Origin of the sequence: Kribbella koreensis, from assembly GCF_039525325.1 — a bacterium.
GTDB lineage: Bacteria > Actinomycetota > Actinomycetes > Propionibacteriales > Kribbellaceae > Kribbella > Kribbella koreensis.
On record NZ_BAAAHK010000009.1, the window covers coordinates 468,146 to 490,095 of the forward strand.

Annotated in this window: 23 protein-coding genes and 2 pseudogenes; 17 read left to right on the forward strand and 8 right to left on the reverse strand. The window is 67.1% G+C overall.

The window, feature by feature from the left end; all coding sequences use genetic code 11:
- Window positions 1-148: 148 nt before the first annotated feature.
- Complete coding sequence (locus ABD116_RS21690; protein ID WP_343973011.1) at window positions 149-3,142, reverse strand: DEAD/DEAH box helicase; 2,994 nt, start codon at window positions 3,140-3,142, stop codon at window positions 149-151.
- 118 nt (window positions 3,143-3,260) lie between these two features.
- Here ABD116_RS21690 and ABD116_RS21695 point away from each other — a divergent pair, with 118 nt between their 5' ends.
- Window positions 3,261-3,398 (forward strand): hypothetical protein, encoded by a 138-nt coding sequence (locus ABD116_RS21695; protein WP_343973014.1) that lies wholly within the window; start codon window positions 3,261-3,263, stop codon window positions 3,396-3,398.
- A gap of 600 nt (window positions 3,399-3,998) precedes the next feature.
- Here the strand turns inward: ABD116_RS21695 and ABD116_RS21700 are convergent.
- The 3 genes and pseudogenes from ABD116_RS21700 to ABD116_RS21705 form a co-directional block, all read right to left on the reverse strand.
- Window positions 3,999-4,250 carry a hypothetical protein gene (locus ABD116_RS21700; protein ID WP_343973017.1) on the reverse strand — a complete coding sequence of 84 codons (252 nt, stop codon included), beginning with the start codon at window positions 4,248-4,250 and terminating at the stop codon, window positions 3,999-4,001.
- Between the two features lie 6 nt (window positions 4,251-4,256).
- Window positions 4,257-4,394: pseudogene (locus ABD116_RS41830) on the reverse strand (recombinase zinc ribbon domain-containing protein); the annotation flags it as partial.
- The gene (locus ABD116_RS21705; RefSeq protein WP_343973020.1) at window positions 4,339-4,671 is read right to left on the reverse strand and encodes a hypothetical protein; all 333 of its coding nucleotides are present in this window, start codon (window positions 4,669-4,671) and stop codon (window positions 4,339-4,341) included. The pseudogene ABD116_RS41830 and the gene ABD116_RS21705, both read right to left, overlap by 56 nt.
- On the opposite strand from ABD116_RS21705, the gene ABD116_RS21710 reads away from it, so the two are divergent.
- Together ABD116_RS21710 and ABD116_RS21715 are read left to right on the forward strand one after the other, a co-directional pair.
- Window positions 4,658-4,852, forward strand: coding sequence for a hypothetical protein (locus tag ABD116_RS21710; RefSeq protein WP_343973023.1), 195 nt, complete (start codon window positions 4,658-4,660; stop codon window positions 4,850-4,852). The genes ABD116_RS21705 and ABD116_RS21710 overlap by 14 nt on opposite strands.
- Before the next feature lie 30 nt (window positions 4,853-4,882).
- Window positions 4,883-5,806, forward strand: a complete 924-nt coding sequence (locus tag ABD116_RS21715) for a DUF389 domain-containing protein (RefSeq protein WP_343973091.1) — start codon at window positions 4,883-4,885, stop codon at window positions 5,804-5,806.
- On the opposite strand, the gene ABD116_RS41835 is transcribed toward ABD116_RS21715, so the two are convergent.
- The 3 genes from ABD116_RS41835 to ABD116_RS21725 all read right to left on the reverse strand — a co-directional run bounded on the left by ABD116_RS41835 (window position 5,724) and on the right by ABD116_RS21725 (window position 6,635).
- Complete coding sequence (locus ABD116_RS41835; protein ID WP_425552111.1) at window positions 5,724-5,900, reverse strand: pyridoxamine 5'-phosphate oxidase family protein; 177 nt, start codon at window positions 5,898-5,900, stop codon at window positions 5,724-5,726. The two genes, ABD116_RS21715 and ABD116_RS41835, sit on opposite strands and share 83 nt — an antisense overlap.
- A gap of 294 nt (window positions 5,901-6,194) precedes the next feature.
- Window positions 6,195-6,386 (reverse strand): hypothetical protein, encoded by a 192-nt coding sequence (locus ABD116_RS21720; RefSeq protein ID WP_343973027.1) that lies wholly within the window; start codon window positions 6,384-6,386, stop codon window positions 6,195-6,197.
- Window positions 6,387-6,440: 54 nt separating this feature from the next.
- Window positions 6,441-6,635, reverse strand: coding sequence for a hypothetical protein (locus ABD116_RS21725; RefSeq protein WP_343973030.1), 195 nt, complete (start codon window positions 6,633-6,635; stop codon window positions 6,441-6,443).
- Between the two features lie 158 nt (window positions 6,636-6,793).
- On the opposite strand from ABD116_RS21725, the gene ABD116_RS21730 reads away from it, so the two are divergent.
- From ABD116_RS21730 to ABD116_RS21775, 10 genes are all read left to right on the forward strand, one after another.
- Window positions 6,794-7,249, forward strand: coding sequence for a GAF domain-containing protein (locus ABD116_RS21730; RefSeq protein WP_343973033.1), 456 nt, complete (start codon window positions 6,794-6,796; stop codon window positions 7,247-7,249).
- A 10-nt stretch (window positions 7,250-7,259) separates the two neighbouring features.
- On the forward strand, window positions 7,260-7,628 hold the full coding sequence (locus tag ABD116_RS21735; protein ID WP_343973036.1) for an ArsR/SmtB family transcription factor: 369 nt from the start codon (window positions 7,260-7,262) through the stop codon (window positions 7,626-7,628).
- Window positions 7,625-8,110, forward strand: coding sequence for an NADH-quinone oxidoreductase subunit B family protein (locus ABD116_RS21740; RefSeq protein ID WP_343973039.1), 486 nt, complete (start codon window positions 7,625-7,627; stop codon window positions 8,108-8,110). The genes ABD116_RS21735 and ABD116_RS21740 overlap by 4 nt, the downstream gene beginning before the upstream one ends.
- Complete coding sequence (locus tag ABD116_RS21745; RefSeq protein ID WP_343973042.1) at window positions 8,107-10,167, forward strand: proton-conducting transporter transmembrane domain-containing protein; 2,061 nt, start codon at window positions 8,107-8,109, stop codon at window positions 10,165-10,167. Before ABD116_RS21740 ends, ABD116_RS21745 begins: the two co-directional genes overlap by 4 nt.
- On the forward strand, window positions 10,164-11,120 hold the full coding sequence (locus ABD116_RS21750; protein WP_343973045.1) for a respiratory chain complex I subunit 1 family protein: 957 nt from the start codon (window positions 10,164-10,166) through the stop codon (window positions 11,118-11,120). Before ABD116_RS21745 ends, ABD116_RS21750 begins: the two co-directional genes overlap by 4 nt.
- Before the next feature lie 11 nt (window positions 11,121-11,131).
- The gene (locus ABD116_RS21755) at window positions 11,132-11,791 is read left to right on the forward strand and encodes a hypothetical protein (RefSeq protein WP_343973048.1); all 660 of its coding nucleotides are present in this window, start codon (window positions 11,132-11,134) and stop codon (window positions 11,789-11,791) included.
- Window positions 11,792-11,815: 24 nt separating this feature from the next.
- Window positions 11,816-13,333, forward strand: a complete 1,518-nt coding sequence (locus tag ABD116_RS21760) for a proton-conducting transporter transmembrane domain-containing protein (RefSeq protein ID WP_343973051.1) — start codon at window positions 11,816-11,818, stop codon at window positions 13,331-13,333.
- Window positions 13,330-14,859, forward strand: coding sequence for a hydrogenase large subunit (locus tag ABD116_RS21765; RefSeq protein WP_343973054.1), 1,530 nt, complete (start codon window positions 13,330-13,332; stop codon window positions 14,857-14,859). The genes ABD116_RS21760 and ABD116_RS21765 overlap by 4 nt, the downstream gene beginning before the upstream one ends.
- A gap of 71 nt (window positions 14,860-14,930) precedes the next feature.
- Window positions 14,931-15,194 (forward strand): hypothetical protein, encoded by a 264-nt coding sequence (locus tag ABD116_RS21770; protein ID WP_343973057.1) that lies wholly within the window; start codon window positions 14,931-14,933, stop codon window positions 15,192-15,194.
- A 6-nt stretch (window positions 15,195-15,200) separates the two neighbouring features.
- Window positions 15,201-15,635 (forward strand): pyridoxamine 5'-phosphate oxidase family protein, encoded by a 435-nt coding sequence (locus tag ABD116_RS21775; protein WP_343973059.1) that lies wholly within the window; start codon window positions 15,201-15,203, stop codon window positions 15,633-15,635.
- Here ABD116_RS21775 and ABD116_RS21780 read toward each other — a convergent pair.
- Window positions 15,613-15,843, reverse strand: a complete 231-nt coding sequence (locus ABD116_RS21780; protein ID WP_343973062.1) for a CBS domain-containing protein — start codon at window positions 15,841-15,843, stop codon at window positions 15,613-15,615. The genes ABD116_RS21775 and ABD116_RS21780 overlap by 23 nt on opposite strands.
- 81 nt (window positions 15,844-15,924) lie before the next feature.
- Here ABD116_RS21780 and ABD116_RS21785 point away from each other — a divergent pair, with 81 nt between their 5' ends.
- The 4 genes and pseudogenes from ABD116_RS21785 to narY form a co-directional block, all read left to right on the forward strand.
- Window positions 15,925-16,248: an ArsR/SmtB family transcription factor gene (locus ABD116_RS21785; protein ID WP_343973064.1), complete on the forward strand. Its 324-nt coding sequence runs from the start codon at window positions 15,925-15,927 to the stop codon at window positions 16,246-16,248.
- A 261-nt stretch (window positions 16,249-16,509) separates the two neighbouring features.
- Window positions 16,510-17,745 (forward strand): MFS transporter, encoded by a 1,236-nt coding sequence (locus ABD116_RS21790; RefSeq protein WP_343973067.1) that lies wholly within the window; start codon window positions 16,510-16,512, stop codon window positions 17,743-17,745.
- A gap of 35 nt (window positions 17,746-17,780) precedes the next feature.
- The gene (locus tag ABD116_RS21795) at window positions 17,781-21,497 is read left to right on the forward strand and encodes a nitrate reductase subunit alpha (protein ID WP_343973094.1); all 3,717 of its coding nucleotides are present in this window, start codon (window positions 17,781-17,783) and stop codon (window positions 21,495-21,497) included.
- Window positions 21,497-21,950, forward strand: a pseudogene (narY, locus tag ABD116_RS21800) (nitrate reductase subunit beta); the annotation flags it as partial. The gene ABD116_RS21795 and the pseudogene narY, both read left to right, overlap by 1 nt.

Below are 21,950 nucleotides of genomic sequence, written 5' to 3' on the forward strand. Positions count from 1 at the left end.
CCCGCCGCTCCACACGAGAAGGCACATGTGAAGCGATCTCCGTCGAGGAGCGAATTGCGCATGACTCGGCTCGAGTTCAGCGGGGGTCGAGTTCCGATGTGTAGAGCACGCTCGACGCTCCGCAAGCTTCTGTATGGCTTGAAAGGCGCTAGGCGGCGACGACGGAGACCTGCGCGCCCACGGTGCCAGCTGCGTCGACGAGGAATGACAGGAGGGTCTCCCCCGCCTCCCACCCGGGAACCTGGGCTGAGTCGAGTCCGGGTTGAACGATTTGGATGCTGAACTCGGTGTTGGGTGGGTTGGCTGCCAGGTGGCGGAGGACCGTTCGGACTTCGGCGACATCGCCAACGAGAGTCTTGGCGCGGCCGGTCGAACGAGACGCGAGTGTTTCCCAGAAAGCTGGGGGATTAGCCAGCCACCGCACAGACCGGTGGGCTTGGCCGACCAGTTGGTCCAGATCGCGTAGGTCCCGACGGGGCTTGTCGTCGCCGGCCCACTTGCAGTGACTCAAGGTCACGCGAACGGGGTCGACGGGAAGGTCGCCGAGCGGCATGGTCACGGCGCCGTTCTGGTCGAGCCATGAGTTGGGAAAGTTGATGACGATTAGGTCGGCGATCTCTCCGGCGCCGTCATCGTTGAGGACGCGGGCATACGGGTTGCCGGTGCTGATGTCGGTGTGCCATTCGGCCATCGCCTCTTGGACGTTTCTCTTACCGCTGCGCCCGGGCTTGCTCTCGCGGCGGATGTCGACATCCGTCCAGTCAGCTCGGACAAGGAGCTCCGGCGGGAAGGTGAGGTGCGCGGTGGGCGGCGTGTAGAGGCGGCTACCCGAACTGCTGGAAGCGTCGGCGTAGTACACGGTGAGGCTGGAGCGCTCTTCGAGCGCGTGGTGCAGCGGCACCCCTAGATGGGCGCCGTCGAAGTAGCACAGAAGTCCCGGGTCCCCATGCAGCGGCCGCAGCGAACCTGTGGTGTCCAGTTCGGCTCGGAGCACGACGTCGGCGCCTGCGTGACCGGTGACTTCAATGCTGGTTGTGCTCATCCGCTCGGGTGTGAGCTCGATCTCAACCAAGGGGATGCGGCGTGCGCCAAGCTCGACATAGGCGGCCGTATAAAGCATTCGGCTGTCGACATTCACTGCGAGAGGGTTCTGGGGGAACTCACGCAGGGTCTGTGGGATGCGGAGCCCTAGCCTAGGCGCGGCGAGAGGGTCCCCGGTGGCGGTGCGGCCGAGCCGGCCGACCTCGTTGCACCATCGGTAGAAGCCGTTGAGGTCGGTGCGACCCGAGTTCCAGACCTTGGCGCGACCCATGCTGACGCCGACTGCGGCGGACAGCGCGCCGTCTCTGAAGGGATCGTTGGCTTGGAGGATCAGGTGACCTGCGGCGTACGCAATGCTGTCCGTCGCCGACACGGCGGTTCCGACCGAGGTTCCGGCCAGGGTGCGGTAGGTAGCAAGCGTGCCGCCGGGCAGACGAGTGGCGCGCATTCCGACAGAGAAATACGAGATGACGTCGAGACCGTTGAGGAATCTCGCGATCCAGCCGGTTTCCTCCGTAGCGAAGCCTGTGAACCCCAAGGACTGGACCAAGAGGTAGGCCGCCGAATCGCTGGGCGCGTGCACGTAGAGAAGGGGCTCGACGCTGTCCTTGACGATGACGAAGAGCTCATGTTCCTCGATGTCCAGAGCGTCACTGGAGACCCATGCCGGGCGACTCTCACTAGCGGTGACGATGACGCGCATCCGGTGGTCCTGAGTGAGACGGTCCATGACGACGTCGCCTCGTAGTGCGCTGAGTTGTGCGCCTCCGAGGTCAATCGTGGCCGCATCGGATGCGGTGATGCGGATGACCTGGACCTCCTTGGCTGGCCGCAGTGCTGCCGGTGACAGCGGCTCAGGAAGGACGGGACGGACGCGGAGGTCGCCGAGAGAGTCGAGAAACTGGCGGCGGTCGCGCTCGTCTTGGACAGCGGCGTCGGCCAGTCCGGCCAGGATCCGGCTCCAATCGGAATCGGACTCATACAGCTGGCGTGTCTCAGCCGCGATGTCTTCACCCGGAACCGCGAGGAGCTCAGCCGGTCCAAGTCCGGCGGCGGTACGGCTGACTCGGCCAGCGAACTGGAGCGTCGGCCCAAGAGTCTGGTGTTTGCGGTGATAGACGGCAATCTTGAGCCGGGGATAGTCGAAACCTTCTCCGAGAACGCCGACGCTCGCCAGCCCGTGCAGCTCATCTGCGTCGAGCCGGGCGAGAATCTTCCTGAGCTGCCGCGGAGTGGTTGTGCCGGTGACGAGTGCCAGCTCCGCACCCGCGGCCTTGTAGACGTCAATCAGCGTTTTCGCCTCGGTGATTCCGCCGGCACGCACGATGAGCAGGCTCCGCCCAGCGATGTGTTCGGGATCGCGCAACCGGTCAATGGCGGCTTCGGCGAGTGCTTCATCTCGCCCTTGACCCGGCTTCGGAGTGACGGGTTTGAACTGGACGGGTGCGATGACGCCGTCGCGCAGCGCATCGGACAACGCATAAGAGTAGACGAGCTCCGCTTGGATCTCCTGGCCGTCGGACCTCACCGGAGTCGCCGTCACCAGCGCCCTGTGGGTCCCGGGGAGCGCGTCGAGAAGAGCCGCCCAGGTCTTGGCGGGAACATGGTGTGCTTCGTCGACGAGCGCCATTCGGAACAGCCCACGTGGGGGCTCGGCGACTTCGCTGTAGGACGGCGAGAGGACCCCCATCGTGCCGACGACAATGTCGGCGTCTCGCGCGGCCTCGATCCAGTCATCCGGCGTGGCGAGCCGGTGTTCGACCACATGAACCCTTGGGTTCGGAGCGTCGTCCGGCACAACGCCGACCCGTCGTAACACCTCCTGGCTGCTCAACGCGGTGGCGAGCTGGTCGCGTACGAGGCGGTTGGGTGCTGCCAACAGAACCGGCCGGTCAGTGGGGACCAAGAGCGGCACGAGACCAAGCACCGCGGACTTGCCCGTGCCAGTAGGTAGGACGGCCATGGCCGCAGTTGGGCGGCCTGACATGAACGCAGCGCCGAGGGCCCAGGCCGCGCCGAGTTGCGCCCGGCGGAGTCCGGGCTCAGAGTCGGTCGCAAGCTTTAGTCGCACATCCGGCGCGACGTCCTCGAACCACGTCATGATCGGTCTCCCTGCACTGCGTCGCCCGCTAGCGGGCCATGGCCGATCCAGTGGTCGGCCCAAGCACGGGGACTCTGTCCGCGGCGAATATCAGCGGTTGCTCTGGCAGATGACAGCGATGACCGTCGCCGACGCCTCGACCGAGAAGAACGGTGACAGAGCAAGCGATCAACATCACAGCGACACGCCGCATGAAATCCCTGAAACATTAGACCCTCACTGTCCGCTGTTTGGTGATTTTCCTACACTTGCGTGATAAACCCGCCAGTTCCGCATGACCTGCGTCAACATCCCCGAGGGTTACGCCGCCTGCTGCGACGCGGTCGTCACCATGGGCCGGATGCCAATCAAGGGCGTGCAGAAGGTAACGACGCAGGGGACGGTGAATAGTGCGTTCGCAGCTCCGCCTCCGCACCGACTTGCCCAAGATCACGGCCTGCGCCCTGACACTCGCCGGCGTCCGACGACCCGCCCCAACCCCGCGAAGCAACCGCCTCCACAATCCCCGCCCAGCTAGTCGTCGCGACCGACGCAGCCCACCCTGCTTCCGCCGAACAGCTAGCCGCAATCACCATCAAGTCTTTGAGCCACACCGCCGCCCAAACGGGCTAGATGAGTGGCTCCTGAGATTGACTGACGACAATCTGATCTAGAGCCAGGCGTGTGGTTAAGGTGCGTGTTGCTCCTCGGACACAAACAGCCGCAGACCTAAGGGTCAGCGGCTTCTTTGTTTCCCGCACTCCATCAGGACCCCTTCGATGTGGCCCTTTCCCCTGCTGCTCCTCCGCGTCTCGGGAGCCATCTGTGTGATGCCCGTCTCAGCAGCCGCTTCTCCGCCACAGCAGCGTTGTACTGCTCACGCAGCGCCGCCGGATCTCACCCCCGCATCCAACGCCCGCTGCAACCGCCCCATCACCATGTCGGCCGCCGCCACCCGATCCCGCAACTGCGCCACCTGCTCGTCGCGACGCGCCGAACTGTCGTCGCCCTCCAGAAGTAAGTCAATCGTTACCTGCCGATTCAACGGCCCAAACAGCTCCCCGATCCACCGATAGATCGCCTGCGTGACCAAGTCCTCCCGAAGGTAGATCTGCGGCGGATGCGCCAAGGCGGTAGCCGATTCCGGCACCAAGATCCGCGCATTGCACCGGTAGTACTTGACCTCCTGGTGCCGCGCCGCGCCCTCAATCTTCCTGTCACAGATCCCACACCTGATCCGCCCTCGAAGCTCGTACGTCCGCTTCGTCGAAATCCGCTGCCGGCTCCTCGACGACCCCACCGGTCCGCCTCTTCCGTTTCTCCAGCTGAGCCGCGGTGAACGTCTCCACTGACACGATCGCCGGATGTGCAGGCTCCCGCGACCGCACGATCTTCGCCAGCGGCGGCCGCCTGAACCGCGCGATGTAGCCGGCGGCAACATCTTCCGGATCCAGCAACTCCTCGGCCTTCTGCCACCGCCCGTAGATCGCATACCCCCGTGTACCGAGGGTTCTCCAGAATCGCCACCACAGACGAGTGCTGTCACCCATCCATCTGCCTCGGGAGCGAGCGACCGAACTCGTCGGCGACGGCCACGGCGACCCGTTCGCGCCCGCAGGCAAAGTCTTCCGTGAGTGGGTCTCGATCCCTGCGGTCGATCCGCAGCTCTGGCGCGACCTACTCACCAAAGCAGCCGACTTCACGCGGAAGTCATTGCGCGACGAGCGATAAATACGTTGGTACGGGCATCATGGCTGCGTGATGCATCTGCGGCTCATCGTGCCGACCGACCGGACCGACCTCGTGGTGGACACCCTCGTCGGCGACGCCCGGGTCACCAACGTCGTCGTACTACGGGGCGCCGCGAAGCGACCCGCCGGCGATGTCGTCCAGTGCGACGTAACCCGGGAGGCAACTTCCGACATCCTCAGCTGGCTGAAGACCCAGGGCCTGTACGACGACGGCGCGGTCGCGCTTTCCGGCGTCGACGCCGCTCCGTCCCGGAACGCCTGGCACACGGAGGAAGCGGCTCCCGGCGCACCCGACGACGCGGTCGTGTGGGACGCGGTGGTGGATCAGGGATACGCCGAAGCGCGCGGGTCCTGGGCGTTCTACGCGTTCCTGACACTGGCCACCATGATCGCCGCGATCGCGGTCGTCACGGACTCGGCGATCCTGGTGGTCGGCGCCATGGTCGTCGGTCCCGAGTTCGGGGTGGTGGCGGCGCTCGCCCTCGGGCTGGCGCTGGGGCGGCGCAAGCTCGCGGCGCAATCACTGATCCTGCTCGCCAAAGGGTTCCTGGTCGCGATCCTGCTCACCATCGGGGCGGCCCTGCTGGCCCGGGCGGCCGGCTGGATCGATGTCGGCGACGTGACCGCCGCGCGTCCGCTGACCGGATTCATCTGGCGGCCGGACAGGTGGTCCGCGGTGGTCGCGGTACTGGCCGGTTGCGCCGGCGTACTGTCCCAGACCGCCGGCCGATCCAACGCCTTGGTCGGCGTCTTCATCTCCGTCACGACAGTCCCAGCCGCAGGCGACCTAGCCCTCTCAACTGCCGTCTGGGCACCATCCCAGGTCGGCGGCTCAGCCGCCCAACTAGGCATCAACCTGGCCGGCATGACCTGCGCCGGCGTCGCCACCCTCCTCGTCCAGCGATTGCTCTGGCGCTGGACCCGAACAGGCTGATCTCGTCCTCATCGAGGAGGTGGTTGACCGGACGTACGGCTGGGAGCGCGTTGCGAGTGAAAACGAGGCGTCCGTACTTGACTGTGGACAGCAAGTGAATCGCCTCGGCCGGAGTCAGCTCGTGCAGCTTTCTCGCCGGCTGGCTGCTTTCCGGACTGAGGCTGCTCGTCGGTCTTCGCCGCCTTGCCGGTGATCGCTGTTCAGTCGACCTCGGCGCTATCTGTTACTTCGAACAGCCGAGGGCGACCTCTCGAAGGTGCCGCACCGCGTGCTGCTCGAACAGGGCTGATCCGCGACAGGCCAGAAGCCTGGCGACCACCTGGACGCCGGCCAACATACGCACCTGCCGATGCGCGGGCAGTCCCTTTGGTTGTGGTGATGCGCTGCGCTATGGGTGGGTGTGTTCTCTGGTGTGGGGGTGTACGGGGGCTGGGGCCGCTCGGTTGGTGATTGGGCGGATGTGGACTCGGCGGCCGCTCTGGGCAGCTTCGCGGACCAGTTCGGGGACGCCTGCGGCGTCGGTGATGACGGGGGTCTCGGCGTCGTGGTCCGGCGGGAACCGGGTTACTTCGTAGCGCATCGCTGTCTCCGTTGACTATCGAGTGAGCGGTGGGACCGTCGGGTTCGTGCTGGGTCAGCCCAAGGGCCTCGGCAGGCTGGGCGCCTCCGGCGGTACGGTCACGCCGTTGTCCATCGCCAGCCGGAGCAGGCTGTCGAGTTCGCCGGCGTAGACGCGCTCGCTGTCCAGTTCACCGGCGTCACGCGCAGCGGACAACGCCTGCCTCGCCGCACTGATCCGGTGCAGCAACTCGTCATCGAACGAACTCACGGATCCACTCCTCGAAGGTTGTTGTCCGGCGCGTCCTGGCCGGTGCCGGACCGCGGTTACCTGACAGTCTAGTGACTTGCAGAATTCTTCAATTCATGATGCCATCCATTGTGCGCGCTGTGAAGGCGTGCGCCTTACCCAGGTCGAAAGGTGAGCAGGTGGACGGGACGGCAGAATCACTCGTGCGGTTCGCGGCCGAGACGGCCGGCTGCACGTCGGCGGGTCTCGCGCTGAACCGCCAGGGCGCTCTGCAACTCGCGGCAGTGACCGATCCGCGGCTCGAGCCGATCTACCGCTTCAAGTTCGCCACCGGCGAGGGTCCCCTCGTCACGGCTTTCACCTACGACACGATCGTCCGGGTCCGCGATGTCGGAACCGATCCACGCTGGCCGATCTGGAGCGAGCGGATCGCGGCGACCGGCGTGCGGAGCGTTCTGCAGGCCCCGCTGCGGGTCGGCGGTCGGATCGTCGGCGTGCTGGGTTTCTACAGCTCCGAGCCGGATGCGTTCAGCGCCGAGGTCGAAGCCATCGCTGCGGATGCCGAAGTACTGGAAGTCGTCCGGCTCCTCGTCGACCAGCGGCCGGCGGCCGCCCGTTCAGCGGTGAAGGGCTGAGGACAGGAACATGACCACACCGTTGCACCAGCTCAAGGCGGAGTTCTTCAAGACGTTGGGGCATCCGGCCCGGATCCGGATCCTCGAGCTGCTGAGTGAACGTGAGATGGCGGTAGGAGAGCTGCTGCCCGAGCTACGTCTCGAAGCCTCGAACCTGTCCCAGCAGTTGGCCGTACTACGACGGGCCGGGCTGGTCACCACTCGCAAAGAAGGATCGGTCGTCTTCTACTCGCTGACCAGCGAGCAGGTGGCCGAGCTGCTGGCTGTCGCCCGCAGGATCCTGACCAGCGTGCTGACGGATCGGACCGAGCTGCTCGACGGCCTGAAGGCCGACGCCCAAGCGAGCGGCCGAGCACGGGTTCTGCGCGGAACGAAGTGAGAAGTCTGCTGCGCAAGATCCTCGCCACCGGTCGGGTCGCCGAGCCCGCACCGGTCCGGGACGCCGCGCACAAGGCAGCAGACCCGGGCGTACTGCGCGGCTCGGTCCAGGTACGCCACGTCGACGCCGGATCCTGCAACGGCTGCGAGCTCGAGATCGCCTCGGCGTTCGGCCCGGTCTACGACGCCGAACGCTATGGGGTGAGGCTGGTCGCATCTCCGAGGCATGCGGACGTACTGCTGGTGACCGGGCCGGTGACTCGCAACATGGAAGATCCGCTGCGTAAGGCCTATGAGGCGACCCCGGCCCCGAAGCGCGTTGTGGCAGTGGGCGATTGCGCCCGCAACTGTGGCGTGTTCGCGGGTGGCTACGGGGTCGTCGGAGCGGTCAGCGATGTGGTTCCGGTGGACGTGGAGATCAAGGGGTGCCCTCCGGAGCCGGATGTGATCATCGCTGCGCTGCGGGATCTGACTGATCGATGAGCTTGATCCAGCAGGCACAGCTCGGTGCCAGTACCGTCGCCGTGTCCGGAGCAGTGGGCGCCGCCGTATCCGGTCCGAAGCTGCGCGCGGTCGTCGCCGGCGGCTCGACCGCCACGTGCGGCGCTGGCGGCCTGATAGCCGGCATCGCTCTACTGACTGGACAGACCTACTCTGCAACGGCGCCCGGTCTGTTGCCGCTCGGTACTGCTGCCATATCAGGCGACGCCCTGTCAGGCGTCTTCCTGGCCTTGGTGGGAGCGGTCGCGGTGGTCGCCGGGCTCTACAGCATCGGCTACACCCAGCCGGCCCCGCAGACCGATCACGGGCCGGGGTCTGGAGCATCGTCACGGACTGTCCAGGCAACTCTTCCGCTTTTCGTCGCCGCGATGATCTGGGTGCCTGTAGCCGGCAATGTCACCGCGTTCCTGGTGGTCTGGGAGCTGATGGCACTGACCTCACTGGTGCTGGTACTGGCCGAGCATCAGGCCCGTCAGGAGGTCCGGACTGCCGGCGCCTGGTACGCATCGATGACGCACGCCGGGTTCGCTGCCATCGTGCTCGGGTTGCTCCTGTTCTCGGCGCGGGCCGGTGGCGACTCGTTCACGGCATTGAGATCCGGCGCTGCCGGCTTGCCGTCCTGGTCGAGATCGCTGATCTTCGTGCTGGTCTTCATCGGGTTCGGTTCGAAGGCCGGTCTCGTGCCGCTACACGTCTGGCTGCCCAGAGCGCATCCGGAAGCACCTAGCCACGTCTCGGCGCTGATGTCTGCGGCGATGGTGAAGCTCGGTCTCTACGGGATCTTGCGGGTGGGGTTCGATCTGCTCGGTGGCGGGCAACGCTGGTGGTGGGTCCTCGTGCTGGTCACCGGCGCCGTCTCGGCCTTGTACGGCGTACTGCAGGCGAGCGTCGCCGTGGATCTGAAACGGCTGCTCGGCTACTCGACCACCGAGAACATGGGCCTGGTCATGATGGGAGTCGGCGCGGCGGGCATTTTCGCCGTCGACGGCAACCGGCTGCTCGCGAGCCTCTTGCTGGCCGCTGCCGTGCTGCATGCGATCAACCATGCCGGGTTCAAGACGCTGCTCTTCCTCGGCGCCGGGTCGGTACTGCGGTCGACCGGCTCGCGCGATCTCGACAGCCTGGGTGGCCTGGCCTCGAGGATGCCTGTCACCACCGCGCTGTTCGGGATCGGCGCGCTCGCTGCGGCCGCGTTGCCACCGGGCAACGGATTCGTGTCGGAGTGGCTGCTGTTACAGGGCCTGATTCACAGCCTGCCCGCTGCTGGGTCTCCATCTGTTCTGGTCGCGGTGACGATGCCGCTCGCGGTCGGTGTGGTCGCGCTGACAGCGGGCCTGGGCGTAGCGACGTTCGTGAAGGCGTTCGGCGTGGGATTCCTGGCCCGGCCCCGGTCTGCCGCCGCCGAACGTGCTACCGAGAGCCCGGCCATCATGCGCGCCGCGATGGTGTTCGCCGCCGTCGGATGTGCCGCGCTCGCGATCGCACCCGCCGCTCTGGGCCCGTCGCTGAACCGGGTCCTCACGATCCTTCCCACGGTCCACGACGGCGCCCCGCTGCAGGGCGGGGTGACCCTGCGGCTGAACGGAATCAGCGGCTCCATGTCACCGCTGCTGATCCTGTGCGGGCTGCTGGCAGCAGCATTCGGCGCCATTGCGGTACTCCGGTACGCCGGCCGTGGGCTGCCCAGACGCAAGGCATTGGTCTGGGGCTGCGGAGGCACCCGGCTCGACCCGCGGATGGAATACACAGCGACCTCGTTCGCCGAACCACTCACCCGGGTCTTCGACGATGTCCTCGCTCCTGAGCAGGACGTCAACGTCACGCACTATGCCGAGTCGCAGTACCTGATCGAGAGCGTCCAGTACCGCCAGCAGGTCGCCGACCGGATCGAGACCGCCTTGTACCCGCCACTGCTCGGCGTCATGGCCAGGTGGGGCCGGTTGGCCGGCCGGCTGCAGAACGGCAGCGTGCACAGGTACCTGGCGTTCGGGCTCGTGGGCCTGTTGACCGTCCTGATCGTGGTGGGGGTGACGTCGTGACCCAACTGAGCCCCGGCACGCTGGCCGGTCTGGCGCTCCAGCTCGCGCTCCTGATCCTCGTCGCGCCGTACCTGGTGGGGGTGATGCGCCAGGTCAGGGCCCGGATGGAAGGCCGTGCCGGAGCAGGAATCGGGCAGCCCTGGCGTGACCTGCGCAAACAACTCGCCAAGGAGCCGATCAGCCCTGAGGGGCCTAGCTGGATCTTCACCGCCGCGCCCCCGGTTCTGCTGGCGTCCACTCTGGTGATCGCTGCCGTCGCCCCCTTCGTCAGCACGAAGTCGCCGCTGGACCGGGTTGCGGACCTGTTCGCGATCGTCGCCTTGCTCCTGCTCGGAACGGTCGCCCTCGCACTGGCCGGGCTGGACACCGGCACAGCGTTCGGCGGCATGGGAGCCAGCCGGGAGATCACGATCGCGGCGCTGGCCGAACCGACGATCCTGCTGGTCGGCTTCGCCGTCTCGGCCCGGGTCGACTCGTCCAATCTCGCCGCGATCGTGGAGCGCATCCAGCACAGTCCCGCCGAGGTCCTGTCCCCCGCCAGTCTGCTCGCCGCGGTCGCGCTGGCGGTTGTCGTGATCGCCGAGGCCGGCCGTCTCCCGGTGGACAACCCGTCCACGCACCTCGAGCTGACCATGATCCACGAGGCGATGGTGCTGGAGTACTCCGGCCGGGACCTCGCCATGGTCGAGTTCGCCGCCGGCCTGCGACTCACCGTCCTGCTCGGGCTCTGGGCGAATCTCTTCCTGCCTTGGGGTGTGGTGACCAGCGCCTCGCCACTGGCGCTGGGGCTCGGCGCGGTCGTGTTCGCCGTCAAGGTGACCGTCCTGGCCGTCGGCGTGGCGGCAGCAGAGGTGTTCATGGCGAAGTTGCGGCTCTTCCGCGTTCCGGAGCTGCTCGCCGGATCCTTCCTGTTCGGAGTCCTGGCCGTGTCGTCGTCCTTCTTCCTCGCCTGAGGAGTATTCCCGTGAACAACAGCCTCTACGTGCAACTCCTCTACCTGGCCGTCGGCGGGCTCCTGCTCTCATCGGTCCTGGTGCTGTGGCGACGTGAGTTGTCGGCCATCGTGCGGCTCCTGGTCGTGCAAGGCGCGCTGATGGCGTGCGTGGCTCTGCTGCTCGCCGTCCAGCGCGACAGCATCGAACTGGGCGTGGTCGCCGCTGAGGTAGTCGTGCTCAAGGCCGTACTGATCCCCGCTGTCCTGCGGCGAGTACTGCGCGACAGCGCGGAGGCACGTGAGACCGCGCCGCTGATGAACGTCGCTGCCTCCATCCTCACCGCGGCCGTCCTCATTCTCGTTGCCTACGGCATCAGCCGGCCGCTGGTCCGGCTGGCGCCGTCGACCGAGACCCAGGCCGTGCCGGTGGGACTGGCCATGGTGCTGATCGGCTTCTTCGTCCTGGTCACACGACGCCGCGCCCTGTCGCAGATCGTCGGTTTCCTCTTGCTGGACAACGGGATCGCGACCACCGCGTTCCTGCTCACCGGCGGAGTTCCGGGCGTGGTCGAACTGGCCGTGTCACTCGACGTACTGCTGATCGTGCTCGTTCTGCAGGTCCTGACCAGCAGAGTACAGCTGGCCTTCGGCGGCACCGATATCGACGAACTCCGCGAACTCCGCGACTGACACTCTGAACGAGACGAGCTCCTGATGATCCCCGCACTCACCACCGGCACCGGTTCGGCCGCCGCCCTGGTGGTCGTCGTGCCCTTACTCGGTCCGTTGGCGGCCGCGGCAGCAGCCGCGGTCATGGGATGGCGCCGTGCCACCGGGCTCACCACAGTCGGCGCGGCCGCCGTCATCCTGACCGCCGGCGTCGTGACCGCCGTCCGGACCACCGATGGCACCGCCCTGGCCATCGGTGGCTGGTTGCGCGTCGATGCTCTGTCCGCGCTGATGCTGATCGTCATCGGCGCCGTTGGACTGATCGCGACGTTCGCCGGCCTCACCCACCTCGACAGCGACCTCGACAACGGCCGCATCGACGAGCGCGGCGCTCGGCTGTACGGCGTACTGGTGCCCCTGTTCCTGGCCGCGATGGTGCTCGCCGTGCTGGCGAACAACCTGGGCCTGCTCTGGGCGGCCATCGAAACGACAACCATCGTGACCGCGTTCCTGGTCGGGCATCGCCGCACCCGCGGTGCGCTCGAGGCGACCTGGAAGTACGTGATCATCTGCTCCGTCGGAATCGCGCTGGCCTACCTCGGCACCGTCCTGGTCAACTACGCCGCACAGCAAGCAGGTATCGCCGAGCACGGCACCCTCGACTGGACCCAACTGTCGGCCCGCGCCGGTGAACTCGACCCTGGGGTGATGCGGCTCGCGTTCGCGCTGCTGGTACTCGGCTTCGGCGCCAAGGCGGGGATGATTCCCCTGCACAGCTGGCTGCCCGATGCTCACAGCCAGGCGCCGGCCCCGGTATCCGCACTGATGTCCGGCGTCCTGCTCCCAGTCGCCGTCTACGCGTTGCTGCGCTACCGCGTGATCGCCGTTGCCAGCATCGACGCGACCTTCGTCCGCGCCCTGCTGCTCACCATCGCGATCGCCTCGTTGCTGCTGGCAACCTCATTGCTGCTCACCCAACGCGACTACAAACGCCTGCTGGCCTACTCCAGCATCGAACACATGGCACTGGTGATGATCGGCGTGGCTGCCGGGACACCACTCGCACTCGCTGCCGCCCTGCTGCACATCGTCGGACACGGACTCAGCAAGGCCGTCCTGTTCTGCGGCGCCGGCGAGATCCTGGCCCGCACCGGAACGACCGTCATCACCGACGTCCGCAGTCTGCTCACCCGTGCTCCCGTCCTGGGCGGCGTCTTCGGCCTCGGTCTGGCGGCGCTGCTCGGCCTGCCGCCCTTCAGCCTCTTCTTCAGCGAGATCGCACTGGTACGAGCGGGCCTCGAAGCCGGCCTCGGCTGGGTCGTCGCCGCGATGCTCGTGCTGTTGCTGGCCGTGTTCGTCGCCATCGCCGTCAAAGGCAGCACGATGTTGTTCGGCGCCCCTACCGACCGCCCATCCGCTCCCGGACCAGTGCTCGCTGCCCTGCCGTTCACCATCGCAGGGCCTGTGATCACCGGCCTGTGCGTGGTCGCCGCGCTCGGCATCGCAGACTGGCCACTCGGCCCGCTGCTGCACAGCGCCAGCATGATTGCAGGCACCCCATGACCGAGACTCCCTCACCGCAGCAGCTCGCAGACCAACGCTCCTACCCCAACCGCCGGCAGATCCCCGTCTCCGCCACCGAACTGCCACAACGGGCCGGCAGCCTGCTCGACGACGGCTACAGACTGGCGCTGATCGCCGGCCACGACGATCTCGACAGCCTTCGCGTCGTCTACCTGTTCACGGCAGGCCAACCCGACCGCCGGGTCGAACTGATCCTCCGCACCGACCTTGCCACGCCGCAGATCCCCAGCCTGGCCGGTCTGTCATTCCCCGCTGGACGGTTCGAACGCGAACTGGCCGACCTGTACGGCGTCGACGTACAGAATCACCCACTGCCCAGGCGTCTCGTACTGCACCAGCACTGGCCTGACGGCTGGCATCCGATGCGCCACGATGCCGGCCCCCCACCCGCATTCGGTTCACCCGACGAGCCGTACCCGTTCCTCGCCGTCGGCGGATCCGGCGTGTACGAGATACCGGTCGGCCCGATCCATGCCGGGCTGATCGAACCCGGCCACTTCCGCTTCTCGGTGGTCGGGGAGACCATTCTCAAACTCAAAGCCCGTCTGTGGTTCACCCACAAGGGCATCGAGAAGCTCGCCGAGGGACGGCTGCTGGCCGACGTACTGCCGCTGGCCGAACGCATCTCCGGCGACACCGCCGTCGGACATGCCCTGGCGTTCTGCCTGGCCGTCGAGGAAGCCCGGGACTGGCCCGTACCGCGTCAGGCAGCGATACTTCGCGCGATCCTGCTCGAACTCGAACGGCTCTACAACCATGTCGCCGACATCGGGGCCCTCTGCAACGACGTCGGCTACGGCATCGTCAACGCCCACGCACAACGAATCAGGGAACAACTGCTGCGGATCAACAAACACGTCACCGGCCACCGGCTGCTGCGCGGCGCGGTCGTACCCGGTGGTGCCCGGCTCCACGCCCTCCCCCAGATCGACGAACTCAAAGCCATCGGCTCCGACCTCCAGCAGATCGTCGACATCGCCCTGCACAACAGCGTCGTCGTCGACCGGATGACCGGAACCTCCATCCTGACCAGCGAACAGGCCCGCGACATCGGCACCCTCGGCTATGTCGCGCGAGCCAGCGGCCTCCTGCAGGACGCCCGCTCGGACCATCCATTCGCTCCGACCGCGGCCGCCGAAGTCCCGGAACACGCCGAAGGAGACGTCCTGGCACGCTTCCTCACCCGCGCGACAGAAGCGCGAGCATCCATCGCGCTGATCGACCACCTGCTCAGCACCAACCCGCCGACCAGCGCCGACACCTCCAAACCAACCTGGCTCGCGGCCGGACGAACCTCCGGTGTCGGACTCGTCGAAGGATGGCGCGGCACCATCGCCCACCGCCTCGAAATGGCACCCGACGGAACCGTCGCCCGGCTCAAGATCGTCGACCCGTCCTTCTTCAACTGGCCGGCCCTACCCGTCGCTCTCAAGGACACGATCGTCCCCGACTTCCCCCTCACCAACAAGAGCTTCAACCTCTCCTACGCAGGGAACGACTTGTGAAACCCGAACTCGAACCCCGCCCGCAACCACCCCGCCGGACCCTGCGCAGCCACCCGTCGAAACGCCGGGGAATGAAGATCGAAACCGTCCAACGGTGGGTCTTCGCGGTCATCCTCATCCACATCGGCGGATCCCCCACCCTCGCCCTCGCGGCCTACAGCCCCCACATGGAACAGATCAAACACTCCTCCGGAGTAGGCCTCTGGATCATGTCCGGCGTCGTCGGGCTCGCCACCACCGCAGGCGTCCTGCTCGTCCACCAACGCTCCCTCCTGTCCCCCTGGCTGATCCTCGGAATACTCCCGATGACCGTCTCAGCCTTCTACGTCTTCTGAGCCGCAATGAACTCCAGCACCGACGAGAACCGGCCCGGCGCACAGACGCCGGTCGACCTGACCCGGGCCGAGGCACTCCACCTGTTGTCGACCGTCAGCTACGGACGAGTCGTGTTCACGCGCAACGCACTCCCCGCGATCCGCCCGGTCACGCATCTCCTCGACGGGGACGAGATCATCATCCGTACCAGGCTGTCGGCCAAGGTCGCCATCGCCGTCGACCCCGGCACCGTCGTCGCCTACGAGGTCGACCAGATCGACCCGGTCCAGCGGCTCGGTTGGAGCGTGGTCGTCACCGGAACCGCCCGGCAGATCATCGAACCGGACCGCCTGGCCCGCTACGAAAAGCTCCTGACGCCCTGGGTCGATCTCGCCATGGACGTTGCCGTCGGCATCCAGGCCGACCTCGTCACCGGCATCAGGTTCGGCGGCGCCGGCTGACCCCAGCCAGGCCGACGCTGTGGACTTCGAAGCCGGTGACCATCATGTCGTCGAGGACGCAGAGCGACCACCGCCGATCGGCCGCCGCGACGGGCACGGCGCCGGCGTCCGACGCCAGCAGCGCGCAGGCGACCGGCTTGAACGGCAGGCCCGGAGTGACCGTGACCGGCGACCGGGTCATGACCGCGCCGACGACTGTTTCGCGCATCCCACGCCTACCTGGTTTCAGAATTGCTAAGATTGGCAATTGAGCAGACCCGCAGTAAAGATCATCCGCAAGGAGCTCACGATGAGCAGGCCGCTCTACCAACTGAAGGCAGAGTTCTTCAAGACGCTGGCCCACCCGGCGCGGATCCGGGTCCTCGAACTGCTCAGCCGGCGCGACCACACCGTGGCCGAGCTGCTGCCCGAGGTCGGCGTCGGCCCCTCGAACCTCTCCCAGCACCTCGCGGTGCTACGCCGCGAAGGCCTCATCACGTCCCGCAAAGAGGAATCAGCCGTCACTTACACCCTGACCTCGCCGGACGTCGCAGAACTCCTCAGCGTTGCCCGACGAATCCTGACCGGCGTCCTGACCGAACAAGTCGGCCTCCTGGACGACCTGCGGAGCTGACCGTCTGCCGGCGTTGCCGCGTGACCCCGTGACGAGAAGGCCGGACGGCACCACGGTCCCAGTCCTGGCGCGGGCCGGCAAGCAGACGAGTGCACCCGGAGAGAGGACCTTCGGCCCTCACCATCGTCGGCCGGATCGTCTCTACTGGAGCGGACACGATCTGCGATCGCCGAAAGGTCCTGCGCCATGAGCACTTCATTGCCAAAAGGCCCCAGCAGGGCCCATCGTGAGGACCGTGAGTCCCGTGGAACGGGCGCGAAAGTGACGACTCCGTTGACCCCGGAGCGCCGGGCGCGCGCGGCCACGCGATCCCCCTGGCTGATGCTGGCCGTCGCGACCATCGGGTTCGCGGTCAACTTCTGGACCTGGGCGCTGATCAGCCCGCTCGGTCCGTTGTACCGGACCACCGGCACGCTCGGCGCGCTGACCGAATCCGATGTCGCCCTGATGGTCGCCGTTCCCGTGGTCGTGGGATCGCTCGGCCGGATCGTCGTGGGTGGGCTGACCGACAGGTTCGGCGGCCGGGTGATGTTCCCGATCATCTCGGGCGTCACCGTCGTGCCGATCCTGTTCCTCGCCTTCTTCGCCCTGGACTCCTACCCCCTGCTGCTGGTCGGAGGCTTCTTCCTGGGTATCGCCGGTACCGCGTTCGCCGTCGGCGTCCCGTTCGTGAACGCGTGGTTCCCGCCCGACAAGCGCGGCCTCGCCATCGGCATCTTCGGCGCGGGTATGGGCGGCACCGCGATCAGCGCCCTGACCACGGTCAAGCTCACCGATCACCTGGGCGCCAAGGCCCCCTTCCTCATCACCGGCGCCGTGCTGGCCTGCTATGCCGCCGGGTCCTGGCTGATCCTTCGCGACGCACCGGGCAGAGTCGTGCCCACCACCTCGCTGGCGTCACGGATCTCGGCCAACGCCCGGCTGCCGATCACCTGGCAGGCGTGCCTGCTGTACGCGGTCGCCTTCGGTGGATACGTCGCGTTCTCGGTCTATCTGCCGGCGTACCTCAAGACCGCCCACCACCTCACCCCCGCGGACGCGGCCAACCGGATGGCCGGTTTTGTGGTCATCGCCGTCATCATGCGCCCGGTCGGCGGCTGGCTCGCGGACAAGCTGGGCGCGATCCCGGTACTGGCCACCGGCTTCGGAGTGGTCGTCGTCTGCGCCGGCATCTCGGCGGGCACGCCGCCACTGCACGGTGTCGGAACAGTCGCGTTCCTGGCGATGGCCGCGGCCCTCGGCTCTGGCAGCGGTGCCACCTTCGCCCTGATCGCCCAGGTCACCGAGCCGTCCCGCGTCGGCGGGGTGACCGGACTCGTCGGCGCCGCCGGCGGGCTGGGCGGCTTCGTTCCGCCACTGATCATGGGCTACGTCTACGGCCGTACCGAGTCCTACGCCATCGGCCTGTGGCTGCTCAGCGGTACCGCGGTACTGGCCCTGGTCCTCACGCTCACCGTCGTCCGGCGTACCGAACCTCGGAAACAGGAGTCACATTGATCCCCTCGCGGAAGAAGTCCACGGCAGCTCCCGGGATGGACGGCTCCCTCACGGAAGCGCTCGTCCGGAGCCGGAGGTTCTTCACCCGGGGGACCGTCTCCGACGACCTGCGAACCCTCACCAAGGCCGGCGGACGCGAGGCCGACGACTTCTACCGCGACCGCTGGAGCCACGACAAGGTGGTGCGGTCCACGCACGGGGTGAACTGCACCGGTTCGTGCTCGTGGAAGGTGTACGTCAAGGACGGCATCATCACCTGGGAGACCCAGCAGACCGACTATCCCTCGGTCGGCCCGGACTCCCCGGAGTATGAGCCGCGGGGCTGCCCTCGCGGCGCGGCGTTCTCCTGGTACACCTACTCCCCCACCCGGGTGCGCTATCCCTATGTGCGCGGTGTCCTGCTCGAGATGTTCCGCGAGGCCAAGGCCCAGCACGGTGGCGACCCGGTGAAGGCCTGGGAGCACATCGTCGAGAATCCGCTGCGCGCCAAGGCCTACAAATCCGCCCGCGGGAAAGGTGGCCTGGTCCGGGCCGGCTGGGACGAGGCCAGCGAGATCGTCGCCGCGGCCCATGTCCACACGATCAAGAAGTACGGTCCCGACCGGGTCGCCGGCTTCTCGCCGATCCCCGCGATGTCGATGGTCTCGCACGCCTCCGGCGCCAGGTTCGTCAACCTGATCGGCGGCTCGATGCTGAGTTTCTACGACTGGTACGCCGATCTGCCGGTCGCCTCCCCGCAGGTCTTCGGCGACCAGACCGACGTGCCCGAGTCCGGCGACTGGTGGAACGCCGGCTACCTCATCATGTGGGGCTCCAACCTGCCGGTCACCCGGACGCCGGACGCGCACTGGATGACCGAGGCGAGGTACCGCGGCCAGAAGGTCGTCGCGGTCGCTCCGGACTCTGCCGACAACGTCAAGTTCGCCGACGAGTGGCTGCCCGCCAAGCCCGGGACCGACGCCGCCCTCGCGATGGCGATGGGGCATGTCGTGCTCCGGGAGTTCTTCGTCGACCGGCAGACGCCCTACTTCACCGAGTACGTGAAGACCTACACCGATCTTCCGCACCTGGTCCGCTTGGAGGAGGCCGCCGACGGCGAGTACACGGCCGGCAAGTTCCTCACCGCCGCCGATCTCGCGGACCATTCCGCTGACGAGAACGCCGCTTTCAAGACCGTCCTGATCGATTCCCGCACCGGCGCCGCCGTCGTTCCCAATGGTTGCCTGGGGCATCGGTACGGCGAGGCCGGGGTCGGCAACTGGAACCTCGACCTCGGCGAGGTGGACCCGGTTCTCTCGCTCCTCGACACCGCGACTGCCTCGGTCAGCGTCCGGATGCCACGCTTCGACACTCCCGACGGCGCCGCCGCCGACCTCCCCCGAGGCGTGCCCGTGCGTCGCATCGACGGCCACCTGGTCACCACCGTCTTCGACCTCCTGCTGGCCCAGTACGGCGTCAGCCGCACCCACCAAGGCCAACCACTCCCCGGGAGCTGGCCAACCGGGGACAACAAGGGCTACGACGACGCGCAATCGCCGTACACACCGGCCTGGCAGGAAATGATCACCGGCGTACCGGCCGCTACCGCCGCCCGGATCGGCCGCGAGTTCGCCCAGAACGCCGAGGACTCCAAGGGCCGGTCCATGATCGTCATGGGTGCGGGCACGAACCACTGGTTCCACTCCGACACGATCTATCGTTCCTTCCTCACCCTCACCAACCTCACCGGCTGCCAAGGTGTCAACGGCGGCGGCTGGGCGCACTACGTCGGTCAGGAGAAGGTCCGGCCGATCACCGGGTACACCCAGATCGCCAACGCGCTCGACTGGAACCGGCCTCCGCGCAACATGGTCCAGACCGCCTACTGGTACCTCCACACCAACCAGTTCCGCTACGACCAGTTCGGCGCCGACACGCTGTCGGCCACGACAGGGAAGGGACAACTCGCGGGCAAGTCGACCGCCGACGTCATCGCGCAGAGCGCCCGGATGGGCTGGATGCCGTCGTACCCGACCTTCGATCGCAACCCACTCGAGCTCAGCGACGACGCGGCCGCAGCGGGCCGGCCGGTCGGCGAGTACGTCGTCGACCAACTCAAGTCCGGTGAGCTCGCGTTTGCCGGCGAGGATCCCGATGCCCCCGGCAACTATCCGCGGATCCTGTCGATCTGGCGGGCCAACCTGCTCGGCTCGTCCGGCAAAGGCAACGAGTACTTCCTCAAGCACCTGCTCGGCACCGACTCCTCGGTCCGGGCCACCGAGACGCCGCCGGCGCAGCGGCCGGTCGACGTCACCTGGCGCGACGAAGCACCCGAGGGCAAGCTCGACCTGCTGATGACGATCGACTTCCGCCAGACCAGTACGACGATCTTCTCCGACGTCGTCCTGCCGGCCGCGACCTGGTACGAGAAGCACGACCTCAACACCACCGACATGCACCCCTTCGTGCACTCCTTCAATCCGGCCATCGCGCCACCGTGGCAGACCCGGACCGACTGGGATGCCTGGCAGACGATCGCGGCGAAGTTCAGCGAGCTCGCCGCCACCCATCTCGGCGTCCGCACGGACGTCGTCGCGGTACCCCTCACCCACGACACCCCGGACGCGATGGCCACCCCGCACGGCGTCGTCCGCGACTGGAAGAAGGGCGAGTGCGAGCCGATCCCGGGCGTGACGATGCCCAAACTCGTCGAGGTCGTCCGTGACTACGGCGCGGTCGCCGAGAAGATGAATTCCCTCGGTCCACTGGTCGACACACTCGGCGCGACCACCAAGGGCGTCACCTTCGAGCTGAGCAAGCAGGTCGACTACCTGCGCGCCAAGAACGGAGCCGTCCGGGGCGGCGTGGCCGACGGCCGGCCGTCACTGAAGAAGGACGTCAACGTGTGCGAAGCGATCCTGGCGATGTCCGGCACCACCAACGGGCAGTTGGCGACCCAGGGCTTCAAGACTCTCGAGAAGCGCACCGGCGTCCGGCTGGCCGACCTGGCCGAGGAACACCAGGGCAAGCAGATCACCTTCGCCGACACCCAAGGCCCACCCGTCCCGGTGATCACCTCACCGGAATGGTCGGGCTCCGAGACCGGCGGACGACGCTACTCGCCCTTCACCATCAACGTGGAGCGCAAGAAACCCTGGCACACGCTCACCGGGCGGATGCACTTCTACCTCGACCATGACTGGATGACGGAACTAGGCGAAGGCCTGCCCGTCTACCGTCCGCCTCTGAACATGGCGGCGTTGTTCGCGGAGCCGGCCCTCGGCAACCTCTCCGACGGGTCGGCCGGTCAGGTCGAGGGGCTGACGGTGCGGTACCTGACCCCGCACAACAAGTGGTCGATCCACTCGGAGTACCAGGACAACCTCTTCATGCTCTCGCTGTCCCGCGGTGGCCAGAACATCTGGATGAGCGACCGCGACGCGGCCAAGGTCGGCATCGCGGACAACGACTGGATCGAGGCGGTCAACCGCAACGGCGTCGTGGTGGCCCGGGCGATCGTCTCGCACCGGATGCCCGAGGGGACGGTCTACATGTACCACGCCCAGGACCGGCTGATCGACGTACCGCTGGCTGAGACCTCCGGAAAGCGCGGAGGAATCCACAACTCGCTGACCCGGCTGCTGGTGAAGCCGTCCCACCTCATCGGCGGATACGCCCAGCTGACCTTCGCCTTCAACTACCTCGGGCCCACCGGCAACCAGCGTGACGAGGTCACCATCATCCGCAAGCGCAGTCAGGACGTGACGTACTGATGAAGGTCATGGCGCAGATGGCGATGGTGATGAACCTCGACAAATGCATCGGGTGTCACACCTGCTCCGTCACGTGTAAGCAGGCTTGGACCAATCGCTCCGGCACCGAGTACGTCTGGTTCAACAATGTCGAGACCAGGCCCGGGCTCGGCTACCCACGCACCTATGAGGACCAGGAGAAGTGGCAGGGCGGCTGGGAGCTCACCAAGCGGGGCCGGATGAAGCTCAAGGGCGGCGGCCGGCTGAAGAACCTGCTGACGATCTTCTCCAACCCCAAGCTGCCCTCGATCAACGAGTACTACGAGCCGTGGACCTACGACTACTCCACCCTCACCGACGCCCCGGCCCAGGAGCACACCCCGGTCGCCCGGCCCAAGTCGCTGATCAGTGGCAAGAACCTGAAGATCGAGTGGTCGGCCAACTGGGACGACGACCTCGGCGGCTCGACCGCCA